Origin of the sequence: Ciceribacter sp. T2.26MG-112.2 (assembly GCF_900492205.1) — a bacterium.
Lineage (GTDB): Bacteria > Pseudomonadota > Alphaproteobacteria > Rhizobiales > Rhizobiaceae > Allorhizobium > Allorhizobium naphthalenivorans_A.
In genome coordinates, this window is record NZ_UEYQ01000020.1 from 1 (window position 1) to 24,131 (window position 24,131).

General features: G+C 60.1%; 26 protein-coding genes and 2 pseudogenes. 20 read left to right on the forward strand and 8 right to left on the reverse strand.

Features of this window, described 5'->3' with window-relative positions; translation table 11 throughout:
• Nucleotides 1-304 precede the first annotated feature (304 nt).
• Nucleotides 305-943 (reverse strand): response regulator, encoded by a 639-nt coding sequence (locus DYZ14_RS19270; protein WP_154722196.1) that lies wholly within the window; start codon nt 941-943, stop codon nt 305-307.
• A gap of 2 nt (nt 944-945) precedes the next feature.
• On the reverse strand, nt 946-2,334 hold the full coding sequence (locus DYZ14_RS19275; protein ID WP_232365600.1) for a sensor histidine kinase: 1,389 nt from the start codon (nt 2,332-2,334) through the stop codon (nt 946-948).
• Nucleotides 2,335-2,606: 272 nt separating this feature from the next.
• On the opposite strand from DYZ14_RS19275, the gene DYZ14_RS19280 reads away from it, so the two are divergent.
• Complete coding sequence (locus tag DYZ14_RS19280; protein WP_154722197.1) at nt 2,607-3,212, forward strand: hypothetical protein; 606 nt, start codon at nt 2,607-2,609, stop codon at nt 3,210-3,212.
• A 211-nt stretch (nt 3,213-3,423) separates the two neighbouring features.
• The gene (locus DYZ14_RS19285; RefSeq protein WP_154722198.1) at nt 3,424-3,657 is read left to right on the forward strand and encodes a hypothetical protein; all 234 of its coding nucleotides are present in this window, start codon (nt 3,424-3,426) and stop codon (nt 3,655-3,657) included.
• 130 nt (nt 3,658-3,787) lie between these two features.
• Here the strand turns inward: DYZ14_RS19285 and DYZ14_RS24675 are convergent, their stop codons facing one another.
• Nucleotides 3,788-4,201, reverse strand: a complete 414-nt coding sequence (locus tag DYZ14_RS24675; RefSeq protein WP_154722199.1) for a GFA family protein — start codon at nt 4,199-4,201, stop codon at nt 3,788-3,790.
• Between the two features lie 340 nt (nt 4,202-4,541).
• On the opposite strand from DYZ14_RS24675, the gene DYZ14_RS19295 reads away from it, so the two are divergent.
• The 6 genes from DYZ14_RS19295 to DYZ14_RS19320 all read left to right on the forward strand — a co-directional run bounded on the left by DYZ14_RS19295 (nt 4,542) and on the right by DYZ14_RS19320 (nt 8,741).
• Nucleotides 4,542-4,796: a thermonuclease family protein gene (locus DYZ14_RS19295; RefSeq protein WP_154722200.1), complete on the forward strand. Its 255-nt coding sequence runs from the start codon at nt 4,542-4,544 to the stop codon at nt 4,794-4,796.
• Between the two features lie 180 nt (nt 4,797-4,976).
• A complete protein-coding gene (locus DYZ14_RS19300; protein ID WP_154722201.1) occupies nt 4,977-5,183 on the forward strand; it encodes a hypothetical protein in 207 nt (68 codons plus the stop codon).
• 2 nt (nt 5,184-5,185) lie between these two features.
• Complete coding sequence (locus DYZ14_RS19305) at nt 5,186-5,527, forward strand: hypothetical protein (protein WP_154722202.1); 342 nt, start codon at nt 5,186-5,188, stop codon at nt 5,525-5,527.
• A 757-nt stretch (nt 5,528-6,284) separates the two neighbouring features.
• Entirely contained in the window at nt 6,285-7,007 is a 723-nt protein-coding gene (locus tag DYZ14_RS19310; RefSeq protein WP_154722247.1) for an SOS response-associated peptidase, read from the forward strand.
• Nucleotides 7,008-7,181: 174 nt separating this feature from the next.
• Complete coding sequence (locus DYZ14_RS19315; protein ID WP_154722203.1) at nt 7,182-7,511, forward strand: hypothetical protein; 330 nt, start codon at nt 7,182-7,184, stop codon at nt 7,509-7,511.
• Nucleotides 7,512-8,177: 666 nt separating this feature from the next.
• Nucleotides 8,178-8,741, forward strand: a complete 564-nt coding sequence (locus DYZ14_RS19320) for a hypothetical protein (protein WP_232365601.1) — start codon at nt 8,178-8,180, stop codon at nt 8,739-8,741.
• 170 nt (nt 8,742-8,911) lie between these two features.
• Here DYZ14_RS19320 and DYZ14_RS19325 read toward each other — a convergent pair whose 3' ends face one another.
• Nucleotides 8,912-9,799, reverse strand: coding sequence for a LysR substrate-binding domain-containing protein (locus DYZ14_RS19325; protein ID WP_154722204.1), 888 nt, complete (start codon nt 9,797-9,799; stop codon nt 8,912-8,914).
• Between the two features lie 111 nt (nt 9,800-9,910).
• Between DYZ14_RS19325 and DYZ14_RS19330 the strand changes: the two are divergent.
• Together DYZ14_RS19330 and DYZ14_RS19335 are read left to right on the forward strand one after the other, a co-directional pair.
• Nucleotides 9,911-10,628: pseudogene (locus tag DYZ14_RS19330) on the forward strand (SDR family oxidoreductase).
• Between the two features lie 68 nt (nt 10,629-10,696).
• A pseudogene (locus tag DYZ14_RS19335) lies at nt 10,697-11,007 on the forward strand (Atu4866 domain-containing protein).
• A gap of 79 nt (nt 11,008-11,086) precedes the next feature.
• Here the strand turns inward: DYZ14_RS19335 and DYZ14_RS24680 are convergent.
• Together DYZ14_RS24680 and DYZ14_RS24470 are read right to left on the reverse strand one after the other, a co-directional pair.
• Nucleotides 11,087-11,518, reverse strand: coding sequence for a hypothetical protein (locus tag DYZ14_RS24680; protein WP_154722205.1), 432 nt, complete (start codon nt 11,516-11,518; stop codon nt 11,087-11,089).
• Between the two features lie 256 nt (nt 11,519-11,774).
• Entirely contained in the window at nt 11,775-12,713 is a 939-nt protein-coding gene (locus DYZ14_RS24470) for an alpha/beta hydrolase family protein (protein WP_195950037.1), read from the reverse strand.
• Nucleotides 12,714-12,850: 137 nt separating this feature from the next.
• Between DYZ14_RS24470 and DYZ14_RS19350 the strand changes: the two genes are divergently transcribed.
• Together DYZ14_RS19350 and DYZ14_RS19355 are read left to right on the forward strand one after the other, a co-directional pair.
• Complete coding sequence (locus tag DYZ14_RS19350) at nt 12,851-13,729, forward strand: AraC family transcriptional regulator (protein ID WP_154722206.1); 879 nt, start codon at nt 12,851-12,853, stop codon at nt 13,727-13,729.
• 278 nt (nt 13,730-14,007) lie between these two features.
• Nucleotides 14,008-14,586 carry a carboxymuconolactone decarboxylase family protein gene (locus tag DYZ14_RS19355; RefSeq protein WP_154722207.1) on the forward strand — a complete coding sequence of 193 codons (579 nt, stop codon included), beginning with the start codon at nt 14,008-14,010 and terminating at the stop codon, nt 14,584-14,586.
• Nucleotides 14,587-14,761: 175 nt separating this feature from the next.
• Here the strand turns inward: DYZ14_RS19355 and DYZ14_RS19360 are convergent, their stop codons facing one another.
• Entirely contained in the window at nt 14,762-15,115 is a 354-nt protein-coding gene (locus DYZ14_RS19360) for a YdeI/OmpD-associated family protein (RefSeq protein ID WP_195950039.1), read from the reverse strand.
• Between the two features lie 78 nt (nt 15,116-15,193).
• Here DYZ14_RS19360 and DYZ14_RS19365 point away from each other — a divergent pair, with 78 nt between their 5' ends.
• Nucleotides 15,194-15,658 (forward strand): glutathione S-transferase family protein, encoded by a 465-nt coding sequence (locus tag DYZ14_RS19365; protein ID WP_154722209.1) that lies wholly within the window; start codon nt 15,194-15,196, stop codon nt 15,656-15,658.
• 336 nt (nt 15,659-15,994) lie between these two features.
• Here DYZ14_RS19365 and DYZ14_RS19370 read toward each other — a convergent pair whose 3' ends face one another.
• On the reverse strand, nt 15,995-17,050 hold the full coding sequence (locus DYZ14_RS19370) for a Gfo/Idh/MocA family protein (RefSeq protein ID WP_154722210.1): 1,056 nt from the start codon (nt 17,048-17,050) through the stop codon (nt 15,995-15,997).
• 219 nt (nt 17,051-17,269) lie between these two features.
• On the opposite strand from DYZ14_RS19370, the gene uxaC reads away from it, so the two are divergent.
• The 7 genes from uxaC (at nt 17,270) to kduD (ending at nt 24,131) form a co-directional block, all read left to right on the forward strand.
• Entirely contained in the window at nt 17,270-18,676 is a 1,407-nt protein-coding gene (gene uxaC, locus DYZ14_RS19375) for a glucuronate isomerase (RefSeq protein ID WP_445292564.1), read from the forward strand.
• A 49-nt stretch (nt 18,677-18,725) separates the two neighbouring features.
• Nucleotides 18,726-19,703 (forward strand): TRAP transporter substrate-binding protein, encoded by a 978-nt coding sequence (locus tag DYZ14_RS19380; RefSeq protein WP_154722211.1) that lies wholly within the window; start codon nt 18,726-18,728, stop codon nt 19,701-19,703.
• Nucleotides 19,704-19,831: 128 nt separating this feature from the next.
• Nucleotides 19,832-20,446, forward strand: a complete 615-nt coding sequence (locus DYZ14_RS19385) for a TRAP transporter small permease (protein ID WP_154722212.1) — start codon at nt 19,832-19,834, stop codon at nt 20,444-20,446.
• 3 nt (nt 20,447-20,449) lie between these two features.
• Nucleotides 20,450-21,730 carry a TRAP transporter large permease gene (locus tag DYZ14_RS19390; RefSeq protein ID WP_154722213.1) on the forward strand — a complete coding sequence of 427 codons (1,281 nt, stop codon included), beginning with the start codon at nt 20,450-20,452 and terminating at the stop codon, nt 21,728-21,730.
• Between the two features lie 9 nt (nt 21,731-21,739).
• Nucleotides 21,740-22,513 carry a FadR/GntR family transcriptional regulator gene (locus DYZ14_RS19395; RefSeq protein WP_154722214.1) on the forward strand — a complete coding sequence of 258 codons (774 nt, stop codon included), beginning with the start codon at nt 21,740-21,742 and terminating at the stop codon, nt 22,511-22,513.
• 26 nt (nt 22,514-22,539) lie between these two features.
• Nucleotides 22,540-23,373 (forward strand): 5-dehydro-4-deoxy-D-glucuronate isomerase, encoded by an 834-nt coding sequence (gene kduI / locus DYZ14_RS19400; protein WP_154722215.1) that lies wholly within the window; start codon nt 22,540-22,542, stop codon nt 23,371-23,373.
• The gene (gene kduD, locus DYZ14_RS19405; RefSeq protein ID WP_154722216.1) at nt 23,370-24,131 is read left to right on the forward strand and encodes a 2-dehydro-3-deoxy-D-gluconate 5-dehydrogenase KduD; all 762 of its coding nucleotides are present in this window, start codon (nt 23,370-23,372) and stop codon (nt 24,129-24,131) included. Before kduI ends, kduD begins: the two co-directional genes overlap by 4 nt.

The window sequence follows — 24,131 nt, forward strand, 5'->3', positions numbered from 1 at the left end:
GGTAATGGCGGTGGTAATGGGGGGGGCAACGGTGGCGGAAACGGAGGTGGGAACGGTGGAGGCAATGGACGCGGAAGCGAATCCCGATCGTCCGGCAAGACCGAGCGCTCCGTGGCGACAGGGCAGGCGACCGACGCGGTCGACCCCTCGCTTCCCGCTATCGGCTTCCGTAACAAGCGCGGCATAACCGAAGTGGTCGTAAACGGACGATACGTCATGAAGGACGCACGCGGCCGAACGATCGTGAACCGGCTGGCAACTGCCTCAGATCTACGCCGGATAGAAGCGCTCCTCCGGTAGTCTTCTAGGTCTGGCGCGCGTCACGCAGCGCCATTGCCGCTTCGGTGCGATTGGTGACACCGAGCTTGGTCAGGATTTGAGTCATGTGGTGCTTGACAGTCTTTTCCTGCAGATCCAGTTCGATGGCCACGTGCTTGTTGCTCATGCCGACAGCGACCAGTTCGAGCACTTCCATTTCCCGCGGTGTCAGGCTCGCGACGAGCGCGGACTTGCCGGGCATCTCGGTACGGGCGGAGATCAGCCGGGCTGACAGCGTCGGTGCGACATAGCCGTCTCCCGCTGCCACCGTGCGGATAGCGTCGGCAAGTGTCAGTGCCCCCACGCCCTTCAGGACGTAGCCCACCGCGCCACGGGCAAGTGCCGTGGTGACATCTTCGCTCGTCTCCGAAACGGTGAGCATGACAATCCGCTGCGAGGGTGCGACGTCCAGAACGGCCGGGATTGCCTCAAGGCCGCCGCCCGGCATGGATATGTCCATCAGCAGGACATCCGGCTGCAGGGTCCGGGCTATGCGCACCGCATCGGTACCGGAACTTCCTTCGGCAACAATCTCGAAACCGTCGATCTCCGACAGACTCCGTGTCACACCTTCCCGGAAGAGTGGATGGTCGTCCACGATCGCGACCCGTATCCTCGTGTCCATGGCTACTTCGTTTCCTCGATCTTCGTCGTCATGCGCAGGACGGTTCCGGCTTGAGACGAGGTGATTTCGAATGTTCCGCCGAGGCTTTCGACCCGCTCGCGCAAGCCAGCGAGACCGAGACTGGTCGTACGGACTTGGTTCAAGTCGAAGCCGGATCCGCGGTCGGCAACTTCGACCATGACGAAGCCGCCCTCGGTGCGTTGGGAGACAGCCTGTCCGATGCCGCCGGCGTGCCGGTAGGCGTTGTTGAGGCCCTCCTGCACGAAGCGATAGATGCAGATCTTGGCGGCAGGGGAAAGGTGTTCAGGCGGTGTCGAGACCGACAAGTTGACCGACGTGCCTGTCCGCATCCGATGGGCGCGGATGGCTTCCTGCAAAATGTCGGGCAGGCTTGCACCTTCGATCCGCGGCAGGACGAGGCCGCTGCAAATCGTCCGGATCTCATGCATGGCCTCATCGAGACTGGCCTTGATCACGACAAGTTCTTTCCTGCTCGTTTGATCTGACATGGTCGACCTTCGCAGCGCCTCACCGTCGAGGCGCAGGGCGGCATAGGCAAGAAGCTGGGCCGGACCGTCATGCAGATCCGCCCCGATGCGGCGAAGATACCCTTCGTTGAGCGTCGTTGCTCGTTGTGTGGCCCGCTGCACGCGCTCTCGCAAGGCTTCGTTCTGCGACAGCGACACCGAAAGCTCCTCGACGCGTTGCTTCAAGGCATGACGCTGGCGCTCGATTGTCCTGCTTCCGCGAAGAACGATCGCCGACAAAAGAACGAAGAAGACGAGAGTAAAGGCGGCAACGGCGAACCAGGTGTGCAACCTCGTCCGGAGAAGGCTCTGCTGGAATTCACCCGCTGTTTCGTGGAACTCGGAGACGGCCACGACCTGTCCCGACCACGGCTGTAGGACCGGATTATAGATCTTCAGGATAGGCAGCGCTGCCTTGCTCTGGTCACCTTCTTCATCCGCGGCGACGAACCGTGCGACCATCTGGCCGGAAAAGGCTGCCTTCAGCATCTCTTCCAGGACTGGCTTGGTTCCGGTCGCGGCCGGATCGCTGGCATACAGAACCGTTCCATCCGACCGCCAGAGGCGGAACAGAAGAAGGCGGCCGCCGAGTGCACCTTGCCCGAGAGTCTCATCCAGGGCGCGGGCTGTCGTATCGTCGAGCGTTTCGTTGCTCTGCATGTCCGGAAGAAGCGGAGCAATCACGCTATCGACATAGAGTGCCGTGGTCGCCGCCGCATTGCTGGTGACGGTATCCTCGACCCGGTTCGAAATGAAGGTCCCAATTACCGTCATGGCAAAAACCGAAACAGCGCCGCCCATGCCGAGGAACTGCACGGCAAGCGACTTGGAATTCCAACGGGAGATGAGATTTCTGATGCGCACCGGGTGCTCGAGTCGATTGCCGAAAAATGCGGCAAGATGGACGGCCGAGGTTAGGGGAGGTCGCTCCGACTGGCAAGACCTCAGCCTCTTTTCCGCCCCACATCTCGGCGCTTCCAGACCTTTGAACGGCGAAGGCCCCGGACTTAGGTCCGAGCCAAGGTGGTATTGGACGGGGGACGGTACCACGCCAGTGCAGCGACGATTAGTTTTCCAGACCGGTTCGAACCTCCTCAAGAGGGCCGAACTATCTGATCAACTCGAGGAGATACCCAATGGCTATCAACAATACGATCGTCCGGACTGTTCTTGCCCTCGGCCTTGCAGTAGCGCCTGCGGCTGCCAGCATGACGGGGTTTGCGGCCGTAGCCTTTGCAAAGGACGGCAATGGAGGCGGTAACGGCGGCGGCAACGGCGGCGGCAATGGTGGCGGCAATGGTGGGGGCAATGGCGGCGGAAGCGGCAAGTCCTCGTCCGGGAAATCGAGCGAACATGGCAAATCCACGCAGAAGGCGCAGCGCACCTCCAAAGTGACCGTCGACAACAATGCCGCGAAAACACCCGGGTTGCGCTCGCTCAATCGAAACTATCGCGCCTACCTCAACTCGAACGATCCGCGCATGACGGCGGTAGCCGCCTATTCATTGGCCTATGCTGAGTTCGAGGCGATAAATGGTGTCGACGCAATACCGACCGACCCGGAACTGAGTGATGAAGCCCTGCGGGAAGCGCTTGCCGGCTTTACCAAGGACGGGGTCGTGACAGATACGACGCTCGATGAGGCGAAATCCATCCTCGGCGTTGGTCCCGAAGTCGGAACGATCGATCAAATTCGCGAGTCGCTTGCCACGGACGAAAGCGACCTGGAATCGACTGAGTAATGGCAATGCGGCAACCGTCACCTGCGGTTGCCGCAACTTCTTTGGGAGCGGCTTGCGCCAACCGAACTGGTGTCATCTGAACGATCTTTCTCTCGAACTTCCTTCGGATAATGGTGGCGACCAAGCCGTAGTAGTTCCGCAACGGCTATGATCGAATTAGACATCGGCTGCGACATGTGCGAGGCTCCACCAAAGCAGCGAGGAATGTCCAATGACCATAATCGCGATGGATGACCAATCGACATTAGTTCAGAACGCGGTTCAGAGAATCCTCAAAGATCACCACTACGGAGAAACTCCGGATCTTGCGAAAAATGCGATAGAACTCATTGTCCGCCTGTACGATAGCGGGATCAATGACGAAGATGATCTAGTCGAGCTCGCCGCATTGAGTGGTGGTAAGCCGCTGGACGAGAGCTTTGGGACGGCTACGCTCCTCCCCTGAACAGGGACAGGACGCCAGGGACTGTAGTAGACAGCGGCGCTCGTGTCGGCACCGAGGCCCTGTAATCTCGGCTCTTCATTGTCGTGCTAATATTGCTGCCCGTTGCATGGCTTCTGGGGATTGGCTCTTGTCACTGGGCCCGCTTGGCATGCTCTACCAACGCTAGGCCTGTGCCACTCAAGGCGTGACGGTCACATGTGAACTGGGCGAAGGTCGGTTTGAAACGAGAGGGATCGTCGAGCGTACCTGCATAAATCGTGACAATCTCGGGCGCATGATCGGGCAGGCCAAAAAGCAAGCTGCCACAATCAGTGCAGAAGTTGCGCACTGTCGGACTGCCGCTGCCGCCGGTACTGGTAAAGGACCGGAGAGGCCCATGGGCGGAAAAGCCACTTCTTCGCATCACCAGGACCGGCAATCCCGCTGCGCCGGACGCTCGCTGACAATCGCGACAGTGGCAGATGAGGCTCGCCTCGGGTTCGCCAATTGCCTGATAGGAGCATTTCCTACACAAACAGGTACCGGTCCAATTCTTACGAGACATCTTGCTTCCCTCCAAAAATCCATGAAGTTATAGATGCAGCGTGGATTTGGAAGAGCATCTATCAGACCTGTGGGGTTAACTTCGGGCTGATCTAAGATCCAGCAACAGACGCTTGGGATTTCTGCTTCCGAGATAGTCGCTTTGCCCCGCGGACAGCCAACTTCCACATCTTCCAATGGTGTGTTGCCGATCTGCTGGCCATTCCGCATGGACGTTCATCTGGAAATCACAAGCGTCAGCATCGCATCGCTGCAAAACCGGCCTGTTTCCGCTGGGAACTGTCAATTAGTATTCGGCCTAGAACCATGGATCAGAAGAAGTGCGGGCCAAAGGACGATGAATGAAGACGATTTTTGCGGCCGCCGGATTTTTGATCACGCTCGCGTCGGCGCACGCCGTCTCGGCGGCCACGATCCGCGTGATCGATGGCGACACCGTCGTAATCAGCGTCGACACGATCCGCATACTCGACATGGACACGCCGAAGATCCACCACGCTCAGGCGACGCAGAACGTGGGCTTGGCCTGGTTACCAAGGGTCGGCCTGAGGTGCTGCTTTCTACCGACGGGCGAACGCTCGCCGAACTCTCGGTAGGGAATAGGGATCTCGGAGATATCCTCGTCGCCGAGGGCCTGGCGCGGCGCTGGACCGGCAAGCGCCAGCCATGGTGCGACTGACAAAGGGCCATTGACTCTTCCTGCAGTGAGAACATATTGAGAACGAAAGCGAGGCGGCCGCTTTCGAATGCAATGCTGTTTTACGAGGACTTGAGCCATGCACGCCGAACGCCAATCGCCCGAGATCACTCCCGAGGATCCCGTTAACGCCGCCCTCGCCTGGCACCAGGGCGACCCGCGCGCCACGATTGCCACGCTGATCGAGGACTGCCGGCATCTGCGCCGGCAACTGGCGTTGACCGAAGGCGCAATGAGCCGGGGTATGACGCGCGGCTGGACGCCGAGTTACGACCGGAGTGAGTAGCCATGCCGGCTCTCAACTATCGTGGGCGGGCGCATCCCTATCTTGAGGCGAAGATCCCGACGCTGGGGGAAGCCGACAAGCTCGGTCAGTTCGTCCGCGTCGGCTGCCTGCGCTGCAAGTTGATCCGCTTCTACCGACCGAACGACATCCGCATCCTGATCGGCGAGAACATCCATGTCCTGCATCTGCAGGGCAAGTTCCGATGCGAACAGTGCGGATCGAAGGAACATATGGCCGTCGAGTTCAAGACCATGATGGCGAACGAGATCCCGGGGCTTGTCGTACGCGAGCTGGTCGAGACCAGGTGGGTGAAAAAGCCGGTCTGGCGCGACAGGAAACTTTGAGCGAGGCTATCTGAAACCTTGGGGTATTTCTGGCGATTGCCCTACCAATGGATCGCGAGGCGCACGACGAATACCTGTACCCTTAGCGTGCCAGAAACAGTCAGCGTACGCACTCGACTCCCTCTTTGGTTGTGGCATGATCCCCAGATTGGGGGAACTGGAATGGGAATCATACAATCGGTGCGGCGAGGCCTCACAGCCTTGCTCGTATTGGCGCTTGCGAGCTGCACGACGACTCAGGCACAATTCGACAAAAATCCGAAAGCGGTCGACAAGGCGTCTCTCTGCAGAACCTATCTGGAGAGCTATGACCAGTTGTTTCGGGAGCGAATTTCAGTCGAGTTGGCGAGCCGTGGCGTACCTGCATACGAGTGCCCACGGATAGTGCAGGCGCAGAACCAAGCGGCCTTGGCCTTGGCGGCCGTTGCACTCGTGGGGACTGCCGTTGCCGTGTGCGCGAACAACAATTGTGGTGGTGGCTATTATCGACCAGCGCCAGTCTATCGCGGCAATTGCCAGTACGCTTGGCAGTACGACTCGATGGGCCGGCAATGTGGTGCGAGAGCCGCCTCAGTTAGACCAGGCGGTTGGTGACATCGGTCGCCAACCTGCAGATTACGCGGGCACACAGATCCGTCAGGCCTTGTCACCATTCGTCTTCATCGATCTGGATCAGGGCTTGGCTTTTCGTGCTTGCCAGGGCGTTGAACTGGTCCAAGTATATAGACTTGGTCAAAGCAGTGCGGGAACGCCGGGTATGTGCAATCTCTACAACGTCACCACCAACCAGGAGGCGATCCGCGCCTTCACCCGCGCCATGGTCGACAATCTCGGCAACCTCGAGCCGTCGCTTGATGTCTATCCCGACCGGATGGCGCCGATCGTGCGCAACACGCCGGCCGGCCGCGAACTGGCAAGCGTGCGCTGGGGCCTGCCCTCGTCTCGGCAGGCGCTCTTCCAGGCGGCCTCGAAGCGCGCCGACAAGCTCCGGGAAAAGGGCAAGGACGTCGACTTCGACGAGTTGTTGAAGATGGAGCCGGACGGCGGCACGACCAATGTGCGCAACACCGCAAGCAAGCACTGGACGCGCTGGCTTGGGGTCGAACACCGCTGCCTTGTTCCGGTTACCCGCTTCGCCGAGCCGGATCCTGCCAGCAAAGTTGAGGGTGGCCGGACGCCGAATGCCTGGTTCGCCCGCAACGAGGATCAACCGCTGATGTGCTTCGCCGGGATTTGGCTGCAGCAATGGGAGAGCGTGCGCAAGGTCAAGGAAGGTCTGGTCAAGGCAGACCTCTTCGCCTTCCTGACGTGCGAGCCGAACGCCGTCGTGGCGCCGATTCATCCGAAGGCCATGCCGGTGTTGCTGACCGAGCCGGAGGAAATCGAGATGTGGATGACGGCGCCATGGGACGAGGCAAAGGCGCTGCAACGACCCTTGCCAGAGGATCGGCTGGTTCTGCTTCCGACAGCAGTGGATTGACCCTTCAATATCCGGGGATGACCAAAGCCCTTTGCCATGGCATTCTGATCTTGCCGGCCGACCCATCCCTACCCAGCCCTGGCCGGCGAATTGACCCCGGAAACCCTCGCCTTCCTCGGAGGCGGGGGTTTTTCGTGGATGGGGAGGGCCCTTGATAGCAGTTCACGAAGCGATATGCTGGGCATGGGCATACAAAGCGAGATCGCGGCACCCGAAAGCGAGAAGAACCGTCCGGACCGTCACCTCTCCTGCCAGGAGGCGATCGAGCCAGCCTTCCAGGCAGTGGCCGAGATGGCCAGACGATCGGAATGGAGCACGGGCGAATTCGCTGCCGCCCTTGTCGATCTGGCTGACAACCACATGCTGGCTCTGGCCGCGAAGAGAGACCGACCGGCAAATCGAGGAAGCCAAACATTGAGGTTTGCACTGTTCGCCCTGCTGATCCTGCTCGCTGTCGTCACCATGGCCAGCATGGTCATGCGCTTTTGGGAATTGACCCACTGATCTCAGTGACAGTGGACTGATCCCGTTGCCTTTTCCATATGGCAACACTGCCCGGGCGGCGAATTCTTGCGGCAGCCACCCCCATGAGCAGTTGCTGGCGTAGACAGGATGACGGCCAATAAAGCAAACATTGCAGTGCGAACGATGTTCATGTCTTCCCCCTCCAAATTGGAGAAGCTATCAACCCACCGTCGTCAGTCTACCCTTTATTTCAGTGGTATTCGCGGAACACAAAAATGCCGCCTCATATATCGCAAAGGCGCCAAGGCGATCAGACTTGTCAGCCCCTTTGCGGCTTGGGATGCCGATGTCGACCACGATATGCAACCATGACCGACATGCAGAATTGCGCCTTCATCTCGGACGTCGGACAGATGTCGGACCTTCCCAAAAGCGGTCATTGATGTCTTCGACGATCTGTGTTGCGAGGCCCAAGGGTAGCCCCGACCTGAAGATACCGCTGGACAGCCACCGATGACCGGCTTTGGCTGAGCGACCGCCAGCAAACCGCAGGCCTTCTTCCTCGTCTGGCAACGCAATCTCAGCCGCCACGGTTTCTCATTGTCCAGTCCAGCTAACCAGCGTGACGAGAATTGAGCGTCTACCGCGGGCCAATGCAGGGACGTAACTTCTTGATTGTTCATTGAAACAGGAAAGGAAGCCAAGATGAAAATGACCATTTGTTTGATCGCAGCGTTCGCGGCCGGAGCATCTGCAACTCCGGTGCTGGCGCAGGTTGATGCCGCTTGCCCTCAGGAAGGTCCAGATGCACCGCTGGCCCTGCATGAGGAGTGGATCATGCAAGGATGGGAGCGGCACGAAGGAGACCCGGCTTTCGTCTTCTCCAAGGAGATGTCAAAATTCTATGACCTGGAAAATCCGCAGGGCGTGTTCTGGGACAACTTCGCTCCTGGCGACACCCAACTCTTCACTGATGCCTCCGTGTATGGAGCCAATTGGGAAGGTCACGTCAACGCGTCCCGATCAATCCGCCATGGTATGACAGACGCAAACCACGCCGCTGTTGGCCGAGACACCGCGTCCTCCGCTATCGGTTTTGTCGGTCGCATTGAAGCGCTGAAGGGCAAGGTGGTCGCCTTCGATGCGCGCTCTCAACTGGGCTGGTCCTGTGTCGAGGGCACCTGGAAGATCAAGCACGAGCTGAACTACGCCTGGATCGTCGAACCGGAAACGATTGAGCCGATCCTTGGGAAACGTTTGCAGCACTGAGCTTTGCGGGCGCAGTATGGTGCACTTGGCAGTTTCTGAGCAGGATGTGCCGTCACATAAACACAGGCATTCAGGTCTGACCGGCGGGGTGGTTTTGGAGCCGCCCCGCTTCTTTTGTGTTTCAAGTTCCGCATAGAACTGAAGCCATGGAAGGCAAACGAGCTCTCACGTCACTTCCAGCGTTTGACGTGATCGACGAGTGCCCTCAGTTTTGGTGCCATGTTCCTTCGCTGTGGAAAGTAGAGGTAAAAGCCTGGGAACGTGGGAAGAAAGTCGCCCAGCAGCGGCACGAGCTCTCCGGTCTTTACGTATGGTCGGATATTCTCTTCAAGAGCGAGCGTTATCCCGCCGCCCGCAACGGCGGTCCGCAACATTAGACGCAGATCGTTTGTGGTGATCCGAGGTTCGATTGCCAGGCTGAACGGAACGCCACCATCCACAAATTCCCATCGGTAAGGCGCAACATTGGGTGCCGGACGCCATCCAATGCAGCGGTGGTGGATCAGTTCCCTTGGATGCAGCGGAGTCCCGTGGATTTCGAGGTAGGAGGGAGCAGCAGTGATGGCTTCGCACTGTTCGCCGCCGATCGCGACTGTGATCATGTCCTGCTCGATAACCTCTCCCAGTCTGACGCCGGCATCATAACCGGCCGAGACGATGTCGCCCTCTTCGTCCGTCACGGTGATGTCGACAGTGACCCCAGGGTTTTCCGCGGCGAATGTGGCAAGGAGTGGTCCCGAAAGGAACGCTTCGGCGATCGAGGTCGCTGCAATCCTCAGTATCCCACTGGGCCTGCTCTCAGCGCCAATCGCTTCAAGCGCAGTGGCAATTTCCGACAGTGGGGAAGAGAGCGCTTCTCGCAGCCGCTCGCCCGCTTCGGTCAATCGAACGGAGCGCGTTGTTCGCATCACCAGTGCCGTACCGTGAATGTCTTCCAAGCGGCGAATCCCTTGGCTGACGGCGGATCGGGTCACCCCGAGGCGGTCGGCTGCCGCCCGAAAGTTATGTTTTTCAGCAACGGCGAGGAACAGAGGCAGAAGGTTAAGGTCGGTCATAATTGTCCAGTTCTGCTAATCATCGAGTCCATGATTGAGTGGCTACACGAGCAGGGCGGAAGAGTCCACTTTGGCCATGCAAACGAGCCATTCATTCGTGAAAAGGAGCGGCAGATGGGAAAGACAGTTTTGATAACCGGAGCTTCCAGCGGGATCGGTGAAGGGATCGCAAGGGAACTGGGTGCAAGCGGCGCAAACGTGCTCTTGGGCGCCCGCCGATGCGACCGGATCGAGAAAATCGCTTCGGACATACGCAGTGCCGGTGGCGTGGCAGAGACCAGAGCCCTCGATGTTACCGATCGCCTGTCCGTCGCTGCCTTCGCTGCGGCTGCACTCTCGATGTGGGGTCGTATCGATGTTCTCGTGAACAATGCCGGGATCATGCCTTTGTCTCCGCTTGCTGCCGGCATGCAGGATGAGTGGGAGCGCATGGTCGACGTGAATATCAAAGGCGTGCTTTGGGGTATCGGCGCCGTATTGCCGGTGATGGAGGCTCAAGGGGAAGGACATCAACATCGGATCCATCGGCGCTCTTTCGGTCGTGCCGACGGCTGCAGTTTACTGTGCCACGAAATTTGCGGTTCGAGCCATATCCGACGGCTTGCGTCAGGAAAGCAAGTGCGTTCGGGTTACCTGCGTCAACCCCGGAGTCGTTGAGAGTGAACTAGCGGCGACCATAACCCATGAGCAGACGATGGCAGCAATGGACGCCTACCGCGCAGTGTCCCTTCAGCCTGCAGACATCGCCCGTGCAGTCCGACAACTCATCGAGGCGCCTTCGAATGTCGACACGACAGAGATCACCATCAGGCCGACTGCATCGAGCAACTGAGGCGGCCCTCAATAAGCCATACGCCCTCGACCGTCGTGTTCTGACGCACTCAAACCAGGAGGCAAATCATGCAGAATCTGCTTTCCGCCTTGGTCGCCGCAGCCCTGGTGACTCAATCCCATTAGAAGTGGAGCCGAACGTGCAGAATTCACATCCGTATGTCGGCTTATGGGTCACGCAGGACGGCCGGGTCCAACACGAATTACTGCCGAACAACAGGTATGTCGAAGCGCGCGGTACAAGAGAGCGGGCCTATGAAGGCCGCTACCTGGTGACAGGAACGCACATCGAATACTGGGACGACACCGGCTTCACTGCGGACGGAGACTTCATCAGCGGCGTTTTGCATCACGCAGGGATGATCCTCTACCACCGATGACGGGACGTGCCCGTACGCGGATGCCAAGCGCTTGAGCCGTAGCGGGTCAAGTGGCCCAGTTTCCATCCGGATCCAGCACCTACGGGAAGAGCTTGGGATATCGTGCCACCTGCGGCAAAAGAGGGCCAAGATAGCCCGTCACAAGATGGCGCATGTGATGACGCAATTCATTGACGTCTGGCGAGTCGGAACCCTTGCTCGACACGATCCGCACTGCTCCCGCCAGCGTCGCGTGGATGACGGCCGCAATCTGATCGGGCGCATCAACGACAACATCAGACGCTGTCTTCAGCATGTCTCGGATGGCGTTGACCGATCTCTCAGACATCTGGTCGATCAGTTCGAGGCCTTTCAGAACATGGCGGATGGCGCACAGGGCCTGCGTTTCGTCGAGCCGTTCAGATTTGGCATCGACAGAGCCATCGAATAGCGCCTGAGCCTTTGTCAGAAGCGGCTGACCGCAATGTCTTGCGCAAATGAGAGGGCGCGCGAGATTATCCCGCGCCCCCAAGCCCGTGCAGGGCAGGTCGCCGAACGGATCGAGGAAGGCCCGCCCGAAGAGGACAGACGAACGTTCGAAGCGGCAATCCGCATCATCGAACGGCTGTGCTAGCGCGACAGATCAGGCCTTCGACAGCGCGCCGATCACGTTCGATAGAGTGTTAAAACCCCAATGCTCGGCATTTCTGCCGCCTCAACCCGTACGTTGTCGATAACGCTGATTGTCACCTCCCGTCCTGTCGTCAGAATACCCAGCAATGTTTCCATCAGCTCATGAACTGATCGAACCAGGCGAGCATGCGGTCAGGCTTCCGCTGGAAATAGAGGTAGCCGTCCCAGCGTGACGATGTTCCCTCGATCCAGATCAGCTCTTTCTCAGGAATGGGGATGTTCTCGAACATTTCCCGGATGTCTTCAGGCCTTGTCAGAGCATCATCCTTCACTTGATAGAGAAGTGTAGGAATATGGACATGTCTTGCGAATAGAACGGGAGACATCTCGTCCAGCCTTAAGCTGTTAATAGCCATCAATTCGTGCTCGACGATGCCGATATGCTCGTCCAGCCCCATTGCCGCGAGAAGTTGCTCGACCGCCACACGCACGGAAAGAGGTTGTGGGGCTACCATGCACCGAATTCCTTTAAATTCATCAGGAGACTCCGCCATGGCGTAAATCGTCGCATTGCAGCCCTGGCAGCGGCTGAACAGCCCGATGGTCATGTTTTTGAGCCGAGCGGTCGTTCGGGCATACTGGATGGATCCCAGAACATCGCGGGCCTCAAAGCGCCCGCCACTGCTGATCCCACCATTTGCGCTGCCGCTCTGCCCGAGATTGCGCATGTCATACGCTAGTACGTTGTATCCGTTGTCATGCAGGATCTTGTAGTCGGGGACATAGTCAACCTCGAAAGCATTGAGAGGCCCGCCGATAGATTTCCATGGCTCCATGTGTGCAGGGAGACCATAGCGGTTGAACCAGAGCGGGTGATTGGCGATGATGAGTTTGTCCGATCCCCCGCATGGAATGAACCAAGCCTCGAGCGGCACTCCGTCCAGCGACGGGAAGGAGACTCTTTCGAAGTCTAGGCCATAGTCCTTGGGGCTCTTGAGCAGAGGAGCGCGGATCGGGTAGCCGATCTGCGTGGCAATTCCCTTCAGAATTTGTCGTGCCTCTTCCGAGGCAGTGGTTTCAGCGACATGGGACATGATGTGCCTTCCTTCATTGGTAACATCACTGATGTGGAGGAGGGCGGAAGCATCCATGAGCCAGATTCTACCTTTGTCTTGCCTGATCCTGCCAATCCGTGCGATTTTCCGGACCGTCCCATTCGCGACAGGGTATTATGAGCGTTTCCGCATTACGTGATTTGGCCGATCGGCTGGCAAAGAGTGACGGATCGCCGAACTGGATCCCGTACCTCGTCCTGCGAAGGGCCGAACGGGGAACGGGCTATGAAGCGTTGATGTATGAGCCGATGCTTTACTTCGTGCTTCAGGGAAAGAAACAGCTCTCCGTCGGCCGGAAGACTTTCACCTATGGCGCGACGGACTTTCTCATCCTGTCGGTGGATCTGCCGGTGAATGCGCGGGTCTTGGAGGCGTCGAGCGCGGAGCCCTTTCTCGGGATCGAGATCCGGCTGTCACGCGAGCTTGCCCGCGAGGGCGCCCTTGCTGTGCTTCCCGCATCGTCGCCGGAAGCGGGTCCTGCCTTCGCCGTTGGCTCCCTGTCAGGGGCAACCGTAGAGGTTCTGACGCGTCTGACCATGCTGCTGGAAACGCCGGGAGATGCAGCTCATCTTGCCCCTCTCTACACGCGCGAACTGCTGTATCGCGTAGGCCAGAGCCCGCAAGGCCATCTTCTGCGAGACGCGCTGCGGCTCGGCGGTCAAGCGGCGCAGATCCAGCGTGCCATCGACTGGATGAAGGCCAACTTCCGGGAAAAGTTGAGCATCGATGTGCTGGCCCAGATCGCCGGCATGGGAATGACTACATTTCACCGGCATTTCAAATCCGTGACCAATCTCAGCCCGGGCGCCTATCACAAGATGCTCCGGCTTCACGAGGCGCGCCGGCTCCTTCTTGATGCGCCGACAGTCTCGAGCGTTGCCTTTGCTGTTGGCTATGAGAGTGCCTCTCAGTTCAGCCGCGAATACGCAGCTCAGTTCGGCGCACCTCCTCGGAGGGACATGCTGAGCGAGCGAAGCGGGTCGTTGGAAACGTAGCGGACGTGATTGGACAGTTGCCCTGATACCTCGTTCCAGATCACCAAGTTTCCACAGCCTGATCGCACCTGCAGTCGATGTCGTCTGCGCGTGGCATCGGAGGTGAGGCCTGCTTAGCGCCTACCATTTTACCTTCCAAGAAGCTGCGAAAAGCTCCCAATTGCAGACGTGACGCCTACGGATACGGCAGATCGTTTCCGCCGATCTTGCCATCACTTCTCAAGATCACGCTTCCCAGGCAATATGTAGACGGGCCACAGCGACCCCGGGAGGTGAAAGTGTATCTACAAACCATAGAGCCGGCCGAGGCCGAGGGCGAAGTGGCGTCGATCTATGCTAACGAGTTGGCGTCGATGGGACGCGTGATGCAGGCCACACAATGCTGGTCAGCAAGACCGGACATCCTCGCGCCGGTCGAGCACCTGTTGCACCGGATCAGAGATGGATTTTCCCTGGGCCTGATCAACTTCCGGCTCATCACGCTGGTGGCGGCCAAGCACGTGCCGTCCAGCTATTGCTCCCAAGTCTACTTCAAAGCGCTGTCCGGCATGATCGGGAGGGAACAGACGCTGGCCGTGCATCGCGATTACCGCAGCGCCGGGCTTACGGACCAGCAGGTCGCCATGCTGGCTTACGCCGAGCAGATCACGATCGATGCCTCTCGCATAAGCCAGGCCGACATCGACCATCTCCGTACTGTGGGGTTCACCGACCTGAATATCGCCGATATTGCTCTCGCCGCCTCCTTCCGCAACTTCCTGAGCCGATATTTCGATGCAGTCGGGGCCGAGGCGGAGCCGGACTTTCTCGACGGCGATCTGAGTGTCCGAGCTGAATTGTCGGTGGCTCGCCGCTGAGTCAGAAGGTTCAGCAAAGCGCCATAACCGGACATTCGCATCAGGATACGTATGATTTGCCTTTGGCGTCGTGAGCAGAATAGCCGCTCCCAAAACCATTTCGTCAGGAGGCAGACCACCGGCGAGATGAGAGATTTCCGAGCACTACTACGGTTAGAGGCGAGAGATTCCGTCTTCATTTGTCACCATCGATATCTTCGCCATGAGCGCCGTCCCCCGCAGCACGCGATACACCAGTCTGGCCGTGAACGGTTTCCCTACGAGCCAGCATTTCCACGAAACGCGTGATCAGCTTCGTCCGCGTCTCCAGCTTCTTGGCGGCACTGACACGAAAAATGATGGCGTATCGATTGGCGCGGTCGAGCGTCTGATAGAAGCGGGAAGCGGCCGCGTTCAGGCTGAGCGCATTCAGAAGATCTTCAGGCGGCTCGGCATATCGTTGGGAAACGTAAGCGTTCTGCCACCTCCCGTCACCCTTTGCGGCCTCGATTTGAGAAAGCCCGGCCGGCCGCATGCGTCCTTCCGCCATTAGGCGCTCGGCGGCCTCCTTATTCCTAGCGGACCAGAGGCTGCCGGCTCGTCGAGGGGTCATTCTTACCATGTAGTGATGCTCGTCCAGCTTTTGGAGCTGGCCGTCGACCGGATGCATCAGCTCATGGCCTTCATCAACACGAGCTTCACGGCGTCCTTCATCCCTCTTTGGGCGGCGCTGGAAGCGGAAGGGCTGGACGACGGGGCCAAAGATACCCTTCGGGAGTTTGGTCGCCACATGGTGACCCACCGCCACGAACAGCTCGAGGAGCTTGTCGGAAACGACCCCTACCTCGTGGGCGATAAGCCAACCCTTGCGGACGCCATCTTTGTCGGGGTTGCACGGTGGGCCGATTTCCACGAGGTGGTCGAACGCGGTCGGTATCCCAGGATCGAAGCACTCCAGCACCGCTTGGAAACGGATCCCGCCTTTGAATTCGCGCTTGCCATCGAGGGTGGGGATCAGGCTCTCGGAGGCGGGGCGATGAAGGGAATGGTTCCGCTGGAAGAATTGATGCATGCGGCAGGCCCGATGGTCTGACCTGCATTGGGCCACGGTCTCTCGGGCCGTGGCCCAGAGCGCAGCAGCGACTGATGAGCGCGCGTTCTTTCTCAAATCTTCTCACGGCATTCGACAACGCGGCAGCCGTTTATCATTGGACGATCGCAGAAGGGTGAACGAAATGGGTAAGTGGTGTTTTCCTCGCACATTGACCAAGCTTGGTTGGGCAACCCAAAAATACCGCTACGACATTGATGGCAAGAATGCGCCATAAGCAGCCATCCTTATTTACCCATATCTCTCGATCAGCTGTCGGCCTGGATACGAGGTAAGGCTTGGCTAAGACCCTTCTCCCTCGATCTCGCGCGGCTCGCGTCAAACCCGTACGACCCGGCCGGTCGCCGATGCACGCAATATGGCGTCGATGAGGCGATGGGCCTTGAGCGCATCGACGCCAGAGGCTTGCGGCTGCCGATCGGTGGCGATCGCGTTCAGAAAATCCTGGTGCACGGCGCGGTGGTTGCCGTGGGAAAAGGCCATGGGATCCGCGCCGCTGCCACCATCGGCCAAATCGTCGTGCAGTTCGATCCGGCGTCCGTCGGTCAGATGGATGACGCCATCATCGCCCTCGATCCGCGCCGTACCGAGGGTGCCGACGATCTCCAGGGCGTCGGGAAAGCCGGGATAAGCCGCTGTCGTTGCACTGAGGGCGCCGAGCGCACCATTGGCGAAACGAAGGGCGGCGTGGACGGTGTCTTCCGTTTCCATCCTGTGCACCGGGCTGGTCGCGGCGAAACTGATGACCTGGGTCGGCAGGCCTGACAGTGCGATCAGCTGGTCGATGGTGTGGATCGCCTGCGTCAGCAGCACCCCGCCGCCGTCCCGTGCCAGCGTGCCGCGGCCGGGCGCGTCGTAATAGCTCTGCGCGCGCCAATTGCTGAGCCGCATGGAGGCCGAAACGATCTCGCCGAGCGCGCCTTCGCCGACCAGTCTCGCGGTCTCTGTGAAAACGGGCCGAAACCGGCGTTGCAGCACGATGCCGAGCTTAATACCGGTGCGCTCGGCCGTCTGGACGACCTGCAGCGATCGTTCCAGCGAGATCTCCAGCGGCTTCTCCAGAAGCACGTGCTTTCCGCCTTTCGCCGCGCGCTCCACCAGGTCGAGATGCGAGTTGGGCGGCGTCAGGATCACGACGTAGTCGATGGACGGATCGTCGAAGATGCCGTCTGCGCTAGCGACGATGGGCAGCCCGAACCGATCGGCGAAAGCCTTGCGCCGCGCCACGGTCGGACTGAAGGCGCCGACCACCTCGACCTGGTCCTGCAGGTCGATGAGGCTGAGCGCGTGCGGCCCCGATGCCATGCCCAGACCAATGATCCCGGCCCGCAGTTTTCGGGGTTGGGCGACCGTCAAAGCAACCTCCTCCAGCATGCAGATGGCTCCCGGCCTCGCGGCGTCAAACAACAGAGCGACCAGCGTTCTGACTGTCAGCGGGGCGGCCTCTCCCATCCAAACTGAGCCCTATCACTGCCCAAGCCGGCTCAATGGGTCAAGTAAAAGTCATCATATGACTTACATTTTTTTGTATGTTGACATGACGTCTGAATGAATTTACCCCTTCTATCGGCCGAAGGAGGAGCGGCTGATATCATGAGCCTTGTCGCCCCGGAATTGCTGTTTCCGACCGATCCGGCGTCGCGCGCCATGGCGGGTGAACTCTATGCCGCGGTGAAGGATCTCCCGATTGTTTCTCCGCACGGCCACACCGATCCGCGCTGGTACGCCGAGAACGAGAACTTCCCCGATCCCGCCCAGCTGCTGATCGTTCCGGACCACTATATTTTCCGGATGCTGTTCAGCCAGGGGATCCGGCTGGAAGATCTTGGGGTGCCCACGCTGGACGGCTCGCCGGTCGAGACCGATGGCCGCAGGATCTGGCGCCTCTTCGCCGAGAATTACTACCTGTTCCGCGGCACGCCGACCCGGCTCTGGCTGGACTACACGCTGGAGAACCTGTTCGGCATCACCGCGCCGCTGACCGCCGACAATGCCGATGCCTGCTATGATGCGATTGCTGCCCAGCTGGTGACCGACGCCTTCCGGCCTCGCGCCCTGTTCGAGCGTTTCAATATCGAAATCATCTCGACAACGGATGGCGCCCTCGATCTGTTGCCCTGGCACGCAAAGATCCGCGACAGCGGCTGGAAGGGGCGCGTCATCCCGGCCTATCGTCCGGATTCTGTGGTCGATCCGGATTTCGAAGGCTTCCTCGACGGCCTCGACACGCTCGGGGAGATCAGTGGCTGCGATACCGGCCGCTGGCAGGGTTATCTGGACGCGCACCGCAATCGCCGGGCCTATTTCAAATCCTTTGGCGCGACTGCCACCGATCACGGTCTTGCCTCGGCCCAGACCGCCAACCTCGACACCGCCGAAGCCGAGGTTTTGTTCGGCAAGGTCCGGACCGGCAAGGCGGATGAGAACGAGCGGGCGCTGTTTCGGGCGCAGATGCTGACCGAAATGGCCAGGATGAGCATCGACGATGGGATGGTCATGCAGATTCATCCCGGCTCATGGCGCAACCATTCCCCCGCCATTTCCCGGAAATTCGGCCGCGACAAGGGCTTCGACATTCCCACCCGGACGGATTATGTGCGCGGGCTGAAGCCCTTGCTGGACGCCGTCGGCACCGATCTCCGCGCCTCGATCATCGTGTTTACGCTCGACGAAACGAGCTATGCGCGCGAATTGGCGCCGCTCGCCGGCGTCTATCCGGCGCTCAAGCTCGGGCCGGCCTGGTGGTTCCACGACAGCCCGGAAGGCATGCGGCGGTTCCGCGAGATGACCACAGAGACCGCCGGTTTCTACAACACGGTCGGCTTCAACGACGATACGCGCGCCTTCCCGTCCATCCCGGCGCGCCACGACGTGGCGCGCCGCGTCGACTGCGCCTTTCTCGGACGCCTCGTCGCCGAGCGTCGGCTCCGGGAGGACGAGGCGCATGAATTGGCGCTCGACCTGGCCTATGGCCTCGCCAAGAAGGCTTACAAACTGTGACTTTATGACTGCAACAGCGGGCATGACGCCCGCCAACTGGGAGGAGAAAATGTTGCAAATGACCAAACTGTGGGCCGGTGTCGCGCTTGTCTCGATGCTTTTTGCTGGCGCTGCCTCTGCTGAGACCGTGCTGAAGTCGTCCGATACGCATCCGGATGGTTATCCGACCGTCGAGGGTGTCCAATACTTCGGCGAACTCGTCAAGGAGCGCACGCAAGGGCGCTATTCCGTGGAAGTCTATCATTCTGCCCAGTTGGGCGAGGAAAAGGATACGATCGAGCAGGTTCGGTCCGGCGTCATCGAATTGAACCGCGTGTCCATGGCGCCGTTCAACGGTACCGTAAAGGAGACGATCGTTCCGGCATTGCCCTATATCTTCCGCTCGGAAGAGCACATGCACAAGGTGATGGACGGCGCGGTCGGCGATCAGATCAAGGCTGCCTTCGAGCCCGCCGGTCTCGTGGTGCTTGCCTTCTATGATGCGGGTGCGCGCTCGTTCTACAACTCGAAAAAGCCGATCAAGACGGTCGAAGACCTCAAGGGCATGAAGTTCCGTGTCATTCAGTCGGACATCTTCGTCGACATGACCGCTGCGCTCGGCGCAAACGCCACGCCGATGCCCTATGGCGAAGTCTATTCCTCGCTCGAGACCGGCGTCATCGAGGGCGCCGAGAACAATTTCCCGAGCTACGACACCGCCAAGCATTTTGAAGTCGCCAAGTACTACTCGATGGACGAGCATACGATCCTTCCGGAAGTGTTCGTCATGAACAAGGCAGCCTTCGACAAGCTGACACCGGAGGATCAGGAGATCTTCAGGCAGGCGGCCAAGGACAGCGTCGCCAAGCAGCGCGAACTGTGGGCGGCCAAGACGGAGGAATCGCGTGCTCTCGTCGAAAAGGCCGGTTCCGAGATCAACGAGGTGGAAAAGCAGGGCTTCATCGATGCCATGAAGCCCGTGTACGAAAAGCACATCACCGACGAGGTCTTGAAGAAGCTCGTTTCTGACGTGCAGGCGGTGCAGTAAGCGTAGCGCCGACGCCCCTCCGTCTGGCCAACGGCCACGGAGGGGCAAGCGTTGCTTTCGACAGACAAGATCGCGGACCCATGGTCCGGCCCTTCAGACAGTCGAAGGGTCAGGAGGCGCCAAACCCCATGTCCACCCATCTCCGACTAGGCCTGCCCATCCTGTCCAGGCTCAATACCGTCGCCCTCTATTGCGCCGGCACCGGGCTCGTGGTCATGTCGGCCATCGTCGCCTGGCAGGTCTTCTGCCGCTATGTGCTCAACGATTCGCCGAGCTGGACCGAACCCGGCGCGGTCATCCTGATGAGCTGGTTCATTTTCCTCGGCGCCGCCGTCGGCGTGCGGGAAAACAATCATATGGGGTTCGACGTGCTTCTCTACGCGCTGCCGCCGGCGGCAAAGAAGTGGCTGCGGATGATCTCCGACATCGTCATCTTCGCCTTCGGCCTCGGCATGGTCTGGTACGGCTGCAATCTGGTCACGCTGACCTGGGGCACGACGTTGCCGGCCCTCGGCATCTCCGGCGCCTGGGACTACATCCCGCTGATGGGGGGCGGGGTCCTCATCGCGCTCTTTTCCCTCGAACGCATCGCCATGCGCGCGCTTGGCGCCCCGATCGACGACATACTCGACGGAATCGCCCCGACGGAAGTGGCCGTCGAGCTCGAAAACATTCCTGACGTTCAGAAAGACGCGGCCGACTTCGTTCAAGGCGTCGCCGAGCATGGAGGCAAGAAGGGTTAAGCGATGGAACTCTGGATCCTCTTTGGAACGTTTACCTTCCTGATGCTGATCGGCACGCCGATCGCGTTCTGCCTCGGCGTATCGAGCCTCGCAACCGTCATCTACATGGGGTTGCCACCCCTGGTGGTGTTCCAGCGCATGAATTCGGGAATGAGCGTGTTCTCGATGCTCGCGATCCCCTTCTTCATCTATTCCGGCGACCTAATGGTTCGCGGCGGCATTGCGGGGCGCATCGTCGCCTTTGCGGCTACCGTCGTCGGGCACCTGCGCGGCGGGCTGGGCCAGGTCAATATTCTCACCTCCACACTCTTCGGCGGCATCTCCGGCTCGGCCGTGGCGGAAGCCGCAGCTGTCGGCAGCCTGATGATCCCGCAGATGAAGGCGCGCGGTTATGGTGCCGACTATGCGGTCAACGTCACCTCGATGGCCGCACTGATCGCGCTGCTGCTGCCGCCGTCGCACAACATGATCATCTATTCGATCTCCGCAGGCGGCACGATCTCCATCGCCGACCTGTTTACTGCCGGCATCGTCCCTGGCCTTCTGTTTGCCGCAGTGCTGATGGTCACCGCCTATATCGTCGCGCGCAAGCGCGGCTATCCGACCGAGCCCTTTCCGGGATTTGCGGTGGCGCTGCATCTCTTTGCCGCCGCCATTCCCGGCCTGCTGCTCATCGCCATCATCTTCGGCGGCGTGCGTTCGGGCATCTTCACGGCGACCGAAAGCTCCTGCATCGCGGTCATCTATGCCCTGCTCGTCACCGTCTTCGTCTATCGGCAGCTGCGCTGGCAGGATTTCGTCCACGCGACCATGGGGGCGGTGCGCACGACCGCCATGGTCCTTCTGATCATCGGCTGCGCTGCGGCCTTCTCCTGGCTCATGGCCTTTCTCAAGGTTCCGGCAACACTGGTTGCGTGGATGCAGACGCTTTCCGAAAACCCCATCGTCATCCTTCTGCTGCTCAATGTGCTGATGCTCGTCCTCGGCACGTTCATGGACATGGGGCCGACGATCATCATCACAACGCCGATCTTCCTGCCGATCGCCATGGCCTATGGGGTGGATCCGGTGCATTTCGGTGTGATCATGATTCTCAATTACGGGATTGGGCTCAACACGCCTCCGGTCGGGGGCGTGCAGTTCGTCGCCTGTGCCGTCGGAAAGATTTCGGTGTGGGAAGCCATGCGTTCGATCTGGCCGTTCTATGGCGCCGGCATCGTCGTGCTATTGATGGTCACGTATATCCCGTCCCTGTCGCTCTGGCTGCCGGGGGTCTTCAAATAGGAAATGACCATGTCTGAAAATCTGACGGATGCACGCGTGGAACGCAGGCCGAAGCTGTTCGAGACCGTTGTGCAGACGCTGCGTAGCCAGATTCTCGCCGGCGAATTCGCCGTCGGCGAGAAGCTGCCGACGGAATCGCGCATGACAGAGATTTTCGGGGTCAGCCGCACGGTGGTGCGTGAAGCCGTGGCGGTGCTTGCCGCCGAGGGCCTGGTTGAGCCGCGGCACGGCGCCGGCGTCTTCGTCCTCGATCATCCGACGCGCAAGATCAGCGCCATCACCGCCGACATGGGAAGCCGCATCAGCCAGGCCGTTAACGTGCTGGAAGTGCGCATGGGGATCGAGATCGAAAGCGCGGGGCTCGCCGCGCAGCGTCGCAGTCCCTCGCAGGAGGCGAAAATCCAGGAGGCGTTCTTCGAATTCGAGCGGCTGCTGCACCGCGGCGAGCCGACCGGAAAGGCCGATTTCGCTTTCCACCGGGAGATCGCCGCGGCGACCAACAATCCGTTCTACGTCGAGATCCTCGATGCGCTCGGTGATCGCACCATCCCGTGTGACCGCAACTCGCCCTGGTTCTCGATAGAGGTGCTGTCGGAGGACTATCTGAGCCGTCTGCAACGCGAGCACCTGCGCATCCTTCAGGCGATCTCGGCCGGCGATGCGGATGCCGCGCGGGATGCGATGCGCGCGCATCTGGGGGCGGCACAGGATCGTTACCGGCAACGCCTTACCGGCCAGCAGGCCGGCTACCAGCAACGCGCGTCGAGAGAGACGCAGACTTGAAATCACCCAATCGAAAGCAAAGTCACATGGCCACCGAATATACCTCCCGCTTCGCCATCGATCCTGCAGCCGCTGCCGCGATGGGCACGGATGAACTGCGTCATAATTTTCACCTTGCCGATCTGTTCGAGCCGGGCAAGATCAGCCTCACCTACACCCATTACGACCGAATGGTCGTCGGCGGTGCGGTTCCTCTGGGGCAGCCGTTGACGCTGGAGGCGATCAAGCCGGTCGGCACGCAGTCCTTCCTCGATCGCCGCGAGCTCGTCGCCGTCAATATCGGCGGCGAAGGCACCATCGTCGTCAGCGGTGAGCCGCACCGGCTGGACACCCGGGACATGCTCTATGTGGGCCTCGGCGAAGAGGTAAGCTTCACCTCTGCCAACCTGGAAAATCCGGCGAAATTCTATCTCTTGTCGGCTCCGGCGCACCGCAAGTGCCCGACGCGGCCGATCACCCTCGACAAGGCCAAGCGTCTCGACCTCGGCAGTCCCGAAACCTCCAACGAGCGTTCGATCTTTCAGTTCACCACCACGATCGAAACATGCCAACTGGTGGTCGGCATGACGCAGCTTGCGAAGGGATCGGTGTGGAACACCATGCCTGCGCATGTGCACGACCGTCGCATGGAGGTCTATCTCTATTTCGATCTCGCCGAGACGACCCGGGTCTTCCACTTCATGGGCGAGCCGTCCGAGACCCGCCACATCCTGATCGCCAACGAGGAGGCGGTACTGTCGCCCGCCTGGTCGATTCACTCGGGCTGCGGCACAGCCAACTACGCGTTTATCTGGGCGATGGCAGGTGACAATGTCGACTATACCGACGTGGATCCCGTCGCGATGGGAGAGCTGCGATGACCAATCTTTCAGCCTTCGAACTTGTGGGAAAGCGGATCGCCATCACCGGGGCCAATACCGGCATCGGACAGGGCATTGCCGTGGCGGTGGCGCGCGCGGGCGGTGCCGTGGTCGGCATCGGCCGCTCGGCGATGGACGAGACGGCGAGATTGGTGGAGGCCGAAGGTGCTGAGTTTCTGTCAATCAAAACCGACATCAGCGACACGAAGGCTGCGGTCGCCATGCTGAACGACCTGATGGCCGACAGTCCACTGGACGGGCTCGTCAACAATGCAGGCATCATTCGCCGGGCCGACAGCGTCGACTTCACCGAGGAGGACTGGGACGACGTGATGGATGTGAACCTCAAGTCGTTGTTCTTCCTGTCGCAGGCCTTTGGACGAAACTGCCTTGCGGCGAAACGTTCGGGACGGATCGTCAACCTCGCCTCGCTGCTTTCCTTCCAGGGAGGTATCCGCGTTCCGTCCTATACGGCATCGAAGCACGGCGTTCTTGGGCTGACCCGGTTGCTGGCCAACGAATGGGCGGCGAAGGGCATCAACGTCAACGCGATTGCTCCCGGCTACATCGAGACTAACAATACCGAGGCGTTGCGCAGCGATCCGGACCGCAGCAAGGCGATCCTGGAGCGCATTCCGGCTGGCCGCTGGGGCGTGCCCGCCGATATCGGCGACGCCGCGGTGTTCCTGCTCGCGCGCGCTTCCAACTTTATGCACGGCGCCGTCATTCCCGTTGACGGCGGCTGGCTGGCGAGGTGA